Origin of the sequence: Streptococcus oralis subsp. dentisani (assembly GCF_003944205.1) — a bacterium.
Classification (GTDB): Bacteria; Bacillota; Bacilli; order Lactobacillales; family Streptococcaceae; genus Streptococcus; species Streptococcus oralis_BH.
The window spans coordinates 328,228-339,399 of sequence record NZ_RJPH01000001.1 but is presented as its reverse complement, the minus strand read 5'-3'; the positions used below and the strand labels follow the sequence as shown (position 1 = coordinate 339,399).

The 11,172-nt window shown below is 37.2% G+C and carries 13 protein-coding genes and 2 pseudogenes; 5 read left to right on the top strand and 10 right to left on the bottom strand.

Annotation, left to right across the window (positions count from 1 at the left end):
- Positions 1 to 108 precede the first annotated feature (108 nt).
- The 5 genes from coaB to D8805_RS01675 all read left to right on the top strand — a co-directional run bounded on the left by coaB (position 109) and on the right by D8805_RS01675 (position 3,208).
- Positions 109 to 798, top strand: a complete 690-nt coding sequence (coaB, locus tag D8805_RS01695; protein ID WP_125415212.1) for a phosphopantothenate--cysteine ligase — start codon at positions 109 to 111, stop codon at positions 796 to 798.
- 11 nt (positions 799 to 809) lie between these two features.
- On the top strand, positions 810 to 1,361 hold the full coding sequence (gene coaC, locus D8805_RS01690) for a phosphopantothenoylcysteine decarboxylase (RefSeq protein ID WP_125415211.1): 552 nt from the start codon (positions 810 to 812) through the stop codon (positions 1,359 to 1,361).
- Positions 1,345 to 1,908, top strand: coding sequence for an ECF transporter S component (locus D8805_RS01685; RefSeq protein WP_042767843.1), 564 nt, complete (start codon positions 1,345 to 1,347; stop codon positions 1,906 to 1,908). The genes coaC and D8805_RS01685 overlap by 17 nt, the downstream gene beginning before the upstream one ends.
- 245 nt (positions 1,909 to 2,153) lie before the next feature.
- The gene (locus D8805_RS01680) at positions 2,154 to 2,681 is read left to right on the top strand and encodes an ECF transporter S component (RefSeq protein ID WP_000354640.1); all 528 of its coding nucleotides are present in this window, start codon (positions 2,154 to 2,156) and stop codon (positions 2,679 to 2,681) included.
- An 11-nt stretch (positions 2,682 to 2,692) separates the two neighbouring features.
- Positions 2,693 to 3,208 carry a transcription repressor NadR gene (locus D8805_RS01675; RefSeq protein ID WP_000159158.1) on the top strand — a complete coding sequence of 172 codons (516 nt, stop codon included), beginning with the start codon at positions 2,693 to 2,695 and terminating at the stop codon, positions 3,206 to 3,208.
- Here D8805_RS01675 and D8805_RS01670 read toward each other — a convergent pair.
- The 10 genes and pseudogenes from D8805_RS01670 to uvrB all read right to left on the bottom strand — a co-directional run bounded on the left by D8805_RS01670 (position 3,205) and on the right by uvrB (position 11,083).
- On the bottom strand, positions 3,205 to 3,672 hold the full coding sequence (locus D8805_RS01670; protein WP_125415210.1) for an 8-oxo-dGTP diphosphatase: 468 nt from the start codon (positions 3,670 to 3,672) through the stop codon (positions 3,205 to 3,207). The genes D8805_RS01675 and D8805_RS01670 overlap by 4 nt on opposite strands.
- A 23-nt stretch (positions 3,673 to 3,695) precedes the next feature.
- Positions 3,696 to 4,238, bottom strand: coding sequence for a hypothetical protein (locus D8805_RS01665; protein WP_125415209.1), 543 nt, complete (start codon positions 4,236 to 4,238; stop codon positions 3,696 to 3,698).
- A gap of 88 nt (positions 4,239 to 4,326) precedes the next feature.
- Positions 4,327 to 5,190 carry a hypothetical protein gene (locus D8805_RS01660; RefSeq protein ID WP_125415208.1) on the bottom strand — a complete coding sequence of 288 codons (864 nt, stop codon included), beginning with the start codon at positions 5,188 to 5,190 and terminating at the stop codon, positions 4,327 to 4,329.
- Between the two features lie 57 nt (positions 5,191 to 5,247).
- Positions 5,248 to 5,457 (bottom strand): annotated as a pseudogene (locus tag D8805_RS01655) (DUF2971 domain-containing protein); the annotation flags it as partial.
- Positions 5,458 to 5,488: 31 nt separating this feature from the next.
- Positions 5,489 to 5,761, bottom strand: a complete 273-nt coding sequence (locus D8805_RS10215; RefSeq protein ID WP_240146449.1) for a hypothetical protein — start codon at positions 5,759 to 5,761, stop codon at positions 5,489 to 5,491.
- An 817-nt stretch (positions 5,762 to 6,578) separates the two neighbouring features.
- Positions 6,579 to 7,082: a GNAT family N-acetyltransferase gene (locus D8805_RS01640; protein WP_084973589.1), complete on the bottom strand. Its 504-nt coding sequence runs from the start codon at positions 7,080 to 7,082 to the stop codon at positions 6,579 to 6,581.
- Positions 7,083 to 7,096: 14 nt separating this feature from the next.
- Positions 7,097 to 7,723: an NAD(P)H-dependent oxidoreductase gene (locus tag D8805_RS01635; protein WP_125415207.1), complete on the bottom strand. Its 627-nt coding sequence runs from the start codon at positions 7,721 to 7,723 to the stop codon at positions 7,097 to 7,099.
- A gap of 14 nt (positions 7,724 to 7,737) precedes the next feature.
- Positions 7,738 to 7,937: pseudogene (locus D8805_RS10400) on the bottom strand (UvrB/UvrC motif-containing protein); the annotation flags it as partial.
- Positions 7,938 to 8,017: 80 nt separating this feature from the next.
- A complete protein-coding gene (locus tag D8805_RS01625) occupies positions 8,018 to 9,055 on the bottom strand; it encodes an acyltransferase (RefSeq protein ID WP_125415206.1) in 1,038 nt (345 codons plus the stop codon).
- A gap of 39 nt (positions 9,056 to 9,094) precedes the next feature.
- Complete coding sequence (uvrB, locus tag D8805_RS01620; protein WP_125415205.1) at positions 9,095 to 11,083, bottom strand: excinuclease ABC subunit UvrB; 1,989 nt, start codon at positions 11,081 to 11,083, stop codon at positions 9,095 to 9,097.
- Positions 11,084 to 11,172: the final 89 nt, after the last annotated feature.

Sequence of the window (11,172 nt, the reverse complement as noted above, 5' to 3'; positions counted from 1 at the left end):
TTTACTTAGATTCATTATCTTATTTATTACTATAAATGTCAATAATAATATATTTTTCTTTTAAATGCTTTCTTTGACTTGCATATCATTTTTGTGTACAATAGTCCTATGAAAATTTTAGTTACGTCGGGCGGTACGAGTGAAGCTATCGATAGCGTCCGCTCTATCACTAACCATTCTACAGGTCGTTTGGGAAAAATCATCACAGAAACCTTGCTTGCTGCAGGGCATGAAGTTTGTTTGATAACGACAAAACGAGCTTTGAAGCCAGAATCTCATCCCAACCTAAGCATTCGAGAAATTGACAATACCAACGACCTTCTAGTGGAAATGCTAGAACGTGTCAAGGATTACCAGGTCTTGATTCATTCAATGGCCGTATCTGATTACACTCCTGTTTATATGACAGGGCTTGAGGAGGTTCAGGCTAGTTCCAATCTAGAAGAATTTTTAAGCAAGCAGAATCATCAAGCTAAGATTTCTTCAACTGATGAGGTGCAGGTTTTATTCCTGAAAAAGACACCCAAAATCATCTCTCTAGTCAAAGAATGGAATCCTGCTATTCATCTGATTGGGTTTAAATTGCTGGTTGATGTCTCTGAGGATTATCTCATTGAGATCGCACGAAAGAGTCTTATCAAGAACCAAGCAGACTTGATCATCGCAAATGATCTGACTCAAATCTCAGCAAATCAGCATCATGCAATCTTTGTTGAGAAAGAGCAACTCCAAACCGTTCAAACCAAAGAAGAAATCGCAAACCTTCTCCTTGAAAAAATTCAAACATACGATTCATAGAAAGGAAAGCCATGGCAAATATTCTGATCGCAGTGACAGGTTCCATTGCCTCCTATAAATCAGCTGACCTGGTCAGTTCCTTGAAAAAACAAGGTCATCATGTCACTGTCTTAATGACCGAGGCTGCTACAGAGTTTATCCAACCGTTGACACTACAAGTCCTCTCTCAAAATCCTGTCCACCTTGATGTCATGCAGGAACCCGCTCCTGATCAAGTCAATCATATTGAAAGAGGCAAAGAAACCGACCTTTTTATCGTCGTCCCTGCTACCGCTAATACCATTGCCAAACTAGCACATGGTTTTGCGGATAACATGGTTACGAGTACAGCACTTGCCTTGCCAGAACATGTCAAGAAGTTACTCGCACCAGCCATGAACACAAAAATGTATGACCATCCGGCAACTCAGGCTAATCTAAAAACATTAGAGACCTATGGTTATCAGATCATCTCTCCCAAGGAATCTCTACTAGCCTGTGGCGATCACGGCAAAGGCGCCCTAGCTGACCTAAATACTATTTTAGAAAGAATAAAGGAAACCCTTAATGAACAAACGCTCTAACATTGCTCCCATTGCTATCTTTTTTGCAGTTATGCTCGTTATCCACTTTTTGAGTTCTCTCCTATTTAACCTTTTCCCATTCCCGATTAAACCAACTATCGTTCATATTCCTGTCATTATTGCTAGCATCATCTATGGTCCTCGGGTTGGGGTTACACTTGGTTTTCTTATGGGGCTATTGAGCTTAACGGTAAACACAATTACCATCCTTCCAACAAGCTACCTCTTCTCACCATTCGTGCCGAACGGAAACATCTATTCTGCGATTATCGCTATTGTCCCTCGCGTTTTGATCGGTCTGACACCTTACTTGGTTTATAAATTATTAAAAAACAGAACGGGTCTCATCTTTGCTGGTGCTCTCGGTTCCCTTACTAATACCGTCTTTGTCCTTGGGGGAATCTTCTTCCTTTTTGGAAATGTCTTCGACGGCAATATCCAAAAACTCCTGGCAACCGTTATTTCTACAAACTCAATTGCCGAGCTTGTCATTTCTGCCGTTCTAACAGTAGCAATTGTCCCACGTTTACAAACCTTGAAGAAATAAAAAAAAACAACTCCACTTTCGTCCTGAAGGTGGAGTTTTAGTTTTCACCAGTAAAGGCTCATCTTCTATTCATAAATGGTTATTTACCAAGGAGTCATTCGTTCAAAATTTTGAAAATATATGAAAATCCTTTGAATCCACCACCTATACTTTTGAAAATTTTCAATAAAATCAAAATAAATTCTTGACATGTCTGACTATTTATTGTACTATACTTGTGTATATACAGTTAAATGGAGGTTCTTATGGATATACGGAAAAAAACGCAGTTTATGACTATGACTGCACTACTCACAGCAATCGCGATTTTGATTCCGATCATTATGCCTTTTAAAATCGTCATCCCACCAGCTTCTTACACTTTGGGAAGTCATATCCCCATCTTTATCGCCATGTTTCTTTCGCCTTTGATGGCTGCTTTTGTGATTATTGCTTCTAGTCTCGGTTTCCTGATGGCAGGCTACCCTATGGTTATTGTCCTACGCGCCTTTTCTCACATCGTTTTTGGTACTTTGGGGGCTTTGTACTTAAAGAAATTCCCTGAAACCTTGGATAAACCAAAGGCATCTTGGATTTTTAACTTTGTTTTGGGTGTTGTTCATGCTATCGCTGAAGTAATCGCTTGTATCATCTTTTATGCTACTTCAGGGACAAATGTTGAAAATATGTTTTATGTTCTCTTTGTCCTAGTTGGTTTTGGCACAATCATCCATAGTATGGTAGACTATACATTAGCACTAGCTGTCTATAAAGTGCTTCGAAAACGTCGCTAAAAGGAAAAACTATGACAAAGGATCGCAAACAAGCTCTTCTCAAACTGTTAAAAGAGGCGCCAAAAGCTCTCAATGGTCAAACCTTGGCTGAACACTTTCATGTTACGCGCCAAGTCATTGTACAGGACATCGCTATTCTCCGAGCAGATGGAGCTCCTATCCTATCCACCAACCGTGGCTATATCTACAAAGAAAATGATGCCAGCCCCTACGTGCACAAACTCTTTAAAGTGAAACATGAACTGGAAGAAATCGGTCAGGAACTTCTAGCTATTGTAGATAATGGCGGACGCGTTCAAAATATCTTAATCGATCATCCCGTTTATGGCGAAATTGAAACCCTACTCAAACTCACCTGCCGCCGAGATGTCCAGCACTTTCTGGAACAAGTCGAGAATTCAGACTTTAGACCCCTTTCTGAATTGACAGACGGCATCCATTACCACCTTGTTGAAGCCGAGACACAACAAGACCTCCACTATATCGAGGAGGCCTTGGATCAGTTAGGTTATTTAGTAAAAGACTAGAAAATTTCTTTTTCCCAGCCGTCCTCTGTACGGTGGCGATAGAAGAACTCAGACTTGTCAGGTGCTTCCATCATCTCCATCAAGGGTAGCATATCATAGGCCAGATCCAAGTTTGGAATCTGGTCTTTTTGCACCCAAGATACTTCTCCTTCATCTGAAGAGCGAAGGATCCCAGAGAACTCAGTCGCCTTATAACAAATGACAATATAGCGCCCACCTGTATCTAATGGCCAATTTTTAATACCGACCAGTTGGGGATTCTGAATAGTCAGACCCGTTTCTTCATAAATCTCACGAATGACAGACTCGGCAAAAGCCTCGCCATTCTCAACATGTCCTCCTGGAAAGGCATAGCCAGACCAGCGATTGTTTTCAGGAGAACGATATTGCATGACTACTCGCTTATTTTCTAGATCTTCGATTAGACAGATGTTGGTTAAAATAGTTGCTTGGGCACGGGACATAGATTTGCTCACTTTCTAAGTTGTTATATAATTTTTTCAGACTTGATGTCAGATTTCATGATAAAGGGATTAATCAGCTCATGATAATAGTATACATCATGAAGCAAATATCCTTTTGTTATGACAATTTCTTGTTCCCTAACTTCATAATCAATAGTGATTGGAACAGGAGGATTTGGAATAAAAGCGAAGACGACAATTACAAATAACCAAATATAAAAACTACAAATCGCACTGCGCACTCCTTCAAGGAAGCGATATTTCCCCTTTAAAAAGTAAATAAAAATATGCAAAATAGAGAGGATAATTGGAACAAAAAGCCTTGTATTCCACACTATGGGAATAAATTTCAGTCCAAATATCCCAAATAGAAGATCAAGAATTGCAAAGGACCTCAAAAAGCGAATAAATAGAGTAAAAATTAGAAGAAAGAGCCAAATATTCCAAATAATCGGAGTAAATGATAAACCAAATGACCATAATATGAAATGAGCGATAACAAATGCTATCAGTAAGGAATATAGGACAGTATAAATAAGCTTGTTAAAAGTACTTGAATTTTTCACTATCTATTTCTCCTTTAAATTCAAACTACTAACTAATGACTAATATCCATCACTTTTAAATTATCTCGTCTATTATTTTATAAAATTTTTAGTTAAAATTACTTCCATAATAGAGCATCTTATGGTTTTGAACCTTTAAAGAAACACTACTACCTGAACGATATCCTTTAGCACCATAGTAGTAAGAAACCTCATAAAAAGCATCTGGCAACTCGGCATTATCTATCCCATTTGAAATAAATCCTGTCAGTCCGCCTTCACTATCAAAATAATCTTTCTCACCCTCTTCTAAAACAGTATCTTTATATCTAACACTTCCTTTAATAATTCCTTTTTCCAAAAATTCATCAATAGGGAGGTCATATAAACCTTGAAAAGCCTTCCCTTCCTTATGGTTCTCTTCGATGAGGGCATAATAGTCTTGGATATTTTCAGATTCAGTATCGACACTCCAGTAACTATTCACATATTCTAGATTTGGATTTTCATATTGCTTAAAAAAACTCTCTACCTTCTCTTTGTGAGAAATACTGACAGGATGCTGGTTAAGTAGTTTATGAGCCATGTCTGAAAATTCTTGTAACATGGTTTTCGTACTCCCATCATAGGCTAGTTCTTCATCAGTCTTTTGGGGATTGTATTTTGAGGACTTTGGACGATAAAACAAGGCATGACTCACAGTGACTCTACTTCCATCAACCTCTTCACTATAATCGTATTCAATTTTGTATTTTTCAGAAGTCCATTTATCTCTAGAAAACTTCGTAACCTTCAAATCTCCTTTAAAACCATACAAATCAAGAGTTCTTCTTACTGCTGTCTCTACCTCCGATTGATTTGCTTCAGGGAAAATGTCATAAGTTGTTGTAAAGAAAAGGAAGGCAAAACGTAGAATAAAGAATAAAGGGACAATATTTATAATACAGAAAATTAAAAGTAACTTTCTTTTCATTACTAGATTCTCCTTATTAATAAAAAGATTATAATTTCTTTGAAGCTTTAATTTTTTCTAAACTGAACGATAAGGAATTTTCGAGCTTTCTATCTCTATATCAGGATTGGCAAGTTTGAGATAAGGAGCAATATAGTCTGCATCCGTAACCTTTGGACCTAGAATAACTTTTGAATATTTCAAAGGAGCCAGATTGATGTATACAAATAAATCATATCTACCATTATCTTTTGGGCTTAATACGATATACTTCCTAAAATCATTAATTTGGAACAGGACATAGGACTCTCTTTCTATATTAAATGACTTTTTCGTACTTGATTTTAGATTTCATAATGAAGGGATTTATTCGTTCATGGTAATAATATACTTCATGAAGCAAATATCCTTTTTGAATGACGATTTCTTGTTCCTGAACTTCATAATCAATAGTGATTGGAACAGGAGGATTTGGAGTAAAGGCGAAAACGACAATTACAAATAACCAGATATAGAAACTACAAAAAGCGCTACGGATTCCTTCTAAGAGATGATATCGGTTCTTAAAATAATCACAAATATTATGCGCCATAACCAAAATAACTGGTAAAAAGAGCCCTGTATTAAATACTATAGGAATAAATTGTATTCCAACTATCCCAAAAAGAAGATCAAGAATTACCAAAGGTCTCCAAAAGTGAATAAACAGAGTAAAAATTAAAAGGAAAAGCCAACTGTCCCAAAGAATGGGGTGAATGATAAACCAAATATTGAAAGGCAAAATCGATAAGGACAAATGCTAGTAAAATCAGATAGACCATTCTAAAAAAGTTAAATGTTTCATCATGGTATATTCCTCATTTTTTCCATATGATTCTGCAATAGAACGGTTAAGCCAGCAAGGGAGAAAAAGAACAGGTAAGTTGAAATTGGAAACCAGATGTAGCGGTAATCTAAGGATAAGAGGGAAGGCAGAATACCCTTACTGTTTTTCCCACTAACCCCTATAAAAAGATGTACAATTAAACCGATACTATTAAGATAGATAAATAATTCAATAAATCTTTTTAGGGTCACCTTTGTTCTAGACGAGTCTAGAAACAAATAATCAAATACCCTATAAACTAGACAAAAAAGATTCAGATACAAGGGAAAACTATAATTGATTTCCTTGTAGGGCAATGGAATTGGTAAGATATTAAAAATTTGATTAACACCAAATCCTATCACTAATACCAAACTAAATATAAGACAGAACCCTACTAATTTATGAGAATCTAGCCCCGATGACTTCTTATACTTCGTCTCTTTTACTTTCACAATAACTTCTCCCTATTTAAAAATATATTCTAAAACGTAATCATTTGTTCATTGTGCAATCTGAAAACCAATCACAACTGTCCTTGCATTTAACTCTCTGATTTTGTTGAACTCTTAAATACCATTCTAATTTCAATGATAGGCTTTCCAAGTTCAAGTATTTTTTCTTGGCCATCAACAGTAAAACCCATTTTTTGATAAAAAGCAATGGCTCGCTTATTTTCTTTTAATACCCATAAGAATATTTCAGAGAAATGTTCAAGAGTAGTCAGAGCTTCCGTCATTAACTTCTGAGCAATACCTTTTCCATAATAGTCTTTTAAAACATATAAGGCGATAATTTCACCAGCTTGAATAGTCTCATTACGAAAGTTCCCATAACTGATAAAACCAACTACCTTCATGCCGTCCATCGCAATCAATGTATTTTCTGGATATTTTTGACTAAAGAATCGACATCTTTCTAATGTCATTGTCTCCTGAAATTCTGCAGGCAAAAGGTCGTCATAAGCCTCTCTCCACGTTTGCCAGTGAACGAGGGATTTACCTTCTATCTCTTCAGGAGTTTCCATTGATTTGATAATAACCGTCATTTATTTTCTTATCCTTAATCCAACGACTTGACTTCCTTTGCTACTTTTTGTAGAAATTTTTGTCTTGTAGAATTTGTATTCACCTCACGCCCTAACTCACCTAAAATTGAAACCTTCTTTGTTTTAATGCCACAGTGATTCAGGACAGCATTCTTTAATACTGATATTCCATAACTGTCTGGAATGTTGATAGGACCTGAAAATACTTTGTACCACCATGTTGGTGCCATGGAGGTTGCGTAAATACTAGCAGTTTTTCCTTTTAGTAACTTTTTAAACTGCTGACCTCTTAAGTAGTTCCAAATAAAACTTCCTTGATTATTGGCAGAGTATGCAATTCCTGGCGTAAAAACACGATCAATCCAACCTTTCAATAGACTAGGCATACTACTCCACCAAATTGGATAAACAAAAATGAAATGATCTGCCCACTGGATTAGTTCCTGGGAGCGACGTATGAAAGAGTCCTCTTCCATACGTTTTCGATAACCACAACGTAATACAGGATCAAAATCTATCTCATTTAGGTTAATAGATTCAAGCTCATGGCGATTTGAGTCAATATTTTCTACAATCGTTCGAAAAATTTCTTGACAGAAACTTTCCTTGTCAGGATGTCCGTTGATGACTAAAATTTTCATTCATTTTCTCCTATCTAATCCAACACTTTGACTTCTAGCATCATGCCACGTATCTGAGTTGCTAGTTCAAAATCAAGCACTTCGACGGCTTCTTGCATTTGTTTTTCCAGTTTCTTGACGAGTTCTTTATGCTTTAGTTTTTGAGGTTATTGATATCGACTTCCTTGTCCTCTTCTTTGGAAACTGCCTTGGTCACGGCAATAAGTTCACGTATAATCTCAGTAAACCTTAAGTTCTCAATACAGTGTATATTTTAGTGCCTCTTGCTCCTATTTTTAATAAGACAATAAAGTTTTAAGTCTGTTTAAGATTTTTAAAACTCTTGATTAAAGTAAGAATATACGCCATTAATTTATTTCTAAAATACTCAATGATAGCACCAGAAAAAAACAGGATCAGTGTCATAACTAGAATAATAATGACAAACATGGAAAATTCTTGTTCTTCAACTAAAGTATGGATGGTTGGTATAATTCTTCTAAAAATAAGAGGATGTACATGAAACAGATAAACACCCAAAGTTAGTGGAGATACTAAAAGAACGAGTTTCTTAAAAGTTAAGGGAAGATTTTTAATATTCAAGAAGAGTAAAAATATTGCTATTCCTTGCAGTGTGACCGTCGGAGAAATATAACTTCTCCACTGTTCAAAACCAAGCCAGCATAATATAAAAGTTAAACTAGTTAGAAATAAAATGAATCCACTAACATTACTTATTTGAAAACGACTTTCGTAATTTGATTTTCTAATTATTGCTCCCAAAGTGTACAAGAGGATCATCCATAATACACTATATCCACCCCACAAGCCCAGAATATCTTGTTTAAATACTGTGGGTATGACAGAAAAGTATATAAATGCTCCACTAACAATTGGAAGCAATTGTTCTTTTTTCAATGTCAGCACTGCTTGATTCAAAAATGGTGCTATTAAGACTAAACCAAAATAGCAACTCATATACCAATACTGTCCATGACTTATTGGAGTTAAAGCTGAAAACCAATCACTTAAGTTGACAGATGATTTTGAAAAAATAGCAAATACAAAAGTAATTGAAATAGTATAGAAAATAATCTGTACCCAAAAACTAAACATTTTTTTATAACTAAATTGTGAATAAAGACCGACATACCCACTGATTAAAATATAAATATTTACAGCTGAATATGAGAAAGCTTCTAAAAAATTTGCAAAAATATAGTAAAGATCTTTTTGACTATCAACTTTCTCCAAAATGCCTCCCATACCCAAAACATGTAAATTGCAAATCATCAACATAGCTAAAATTCTACAACATTCAATGCCTATGTGTCTAGTTTTTTTTGCTGTCATATTATGTCTTTCTATATATTTCTATTTCTTTATAATTTTTCAGTTTAACGCCTTGACTTCCAACATCATATCACGTATCTGAGCCGCCAGTTCAAAGTCAAGTACTTCAACAGCTTCTTGCATTTGTTTTTCGAGTTTTTTGACGAGTTCTTTGCGTTCTTGTTTGTTGAGGCTATTGATGTCGACTTCCTGGTCCTCTTCTTTGGAAACTGCCTTGGTTACGGCGATCAAATCACGGATTTCTTTCTTAATGGTTTGTGGCACGATACCATGCTCTGCATTATAAGCCATCTGGATTTTCCGACGGCGGGCCGTTTCATTGATAGCACGTTGCATAGACTGAGTCATCGTGTCTGCATACATGATGACATGCCCTTCGCTGTTACGGGCAGCACGTCCAATGGTCTGGATGAGGCCGCGTTCGTTACGGAGGAAGCCTTCCTTGTCAGCATCAAGAATAGCTACAAGACTCACTTCAGGCACGTCAATTCCTTCACGAAGCAGATTGATTCCGACCAAAACATCAAAAACACCCAAGCGCAGGTCACGGATAATCTCTGTCCGCTCCAAGGTCTTGATATCCGAGTGCATGTACTTGACCTTGATGCCCATTTCTTTGAAGTAGTCCGTCAAGTCCTCTGCCATTTTCTTGGTCAAGGTTGTGATAAAAGTTCGCTCATTCTTTTCAACACGGGCATTGATTTCACCTAGGAGGTCATCAATCTGTCCCATAGTTGGACGGACTTCCACTTCAGGGTCCAAAAGACCTGTCGGACGAATGATTTGCTCAATCACTGTCTCGGTCTGTTCATTTTCATAGTCGCCTGGTGTCGCTGAAACGTAAACAATCTGGTGAACATGACTTTCAAACTCTTCCCGACGGAGAGGACGATTGTCCAAGGCGGACGGTAAACGGAACCCGTAATTGACCAGCATTTCCTTACGCGAACGGTCTCCATTGTACATGCCCTTGATTTGCCCCATGGTCATGTGACTTTCATCAATCATGATCAAGAAATCATCTGGGAAGAAATCAAGCAACGTATAAGGAGGTTCACCTTCGCTACGTCCATCCATATGACGAGAATAGTTCTCAACCCCATTTGTATAGCCCATCTCGCGTAGCATTTCAATATCATACTCTGTCCGCTGCTTCAAACGCTGAGCTTCAAGTAATTTGCCTTCCTTCTCAAAGACAGCTAACTGCTCTTCTAATTCTGCTTGAATTTTCGCAATCGCAACTTCCATGTGGTCGTCATTGGTCACAAAGTGAGTGGCTGGGAAAATCGCCAAATGATCCACTTCTCCCAATACCTGACCTGTCAAAGCCTCAACTTCACGGATACGGTCAATCTCGTCCCCGAAAAACTCTACTCGAAAAGCGTGTTCATCACGAGAAGCTGGGAAAATCTCCACCACATCCCCACGTACACGAAATCTTCCCCGTTGGAAATCAATATCATTACGCTCAAACTGGATATCAACTAAATCATTCAAGAGTTTATCACGAGAAATTTCAAGACCTGGACGCAAGCTTACAACGCTATCAGCGTATTCCTTTGGAGAACCCAAACCATAGATACAAGAGACAGAAGCCACAACGATGACATCATTGCGCTCCAGAAGTGCTGAAGTCGCTGAGTGACGAAGCTTGTCAATCTCGTCATTGACTGAACTGTCCTTCTCAATATAGGTATCACTAGAAGGAACATAGGCCTCGGGTTGGTAATAATCATAGTAAGACACAAAATACTCAACAGCATTATCAGGGAAAAATTCCTTAAACTCTCCATAGAGCTGACCAGCTAGGGTTTTGTTATGGGCAATGACCAGAGTTGGCTTATTAACTTTGGAAATGACCTGACTCATGGTATAGGTCTTCCCTGTACCAGTTGCCCCCATGAGGATTTGAGCTTTTTCTCCACCCTCGATATTGTCAACCAACTGCTCAATCGCTTGTGGTTGATCTCCTGAAGGTTGGTATTTTGATACTAGTTTAAATTTATTATCTGTAATTCGATTGATCATAGTTGCCTCGCATGCCTTTTATTTCTTCTATTTTACCATAAATTCCATTAGATTCTTTATCTCTTGATTTAGCAAATTCGCACTTTTAT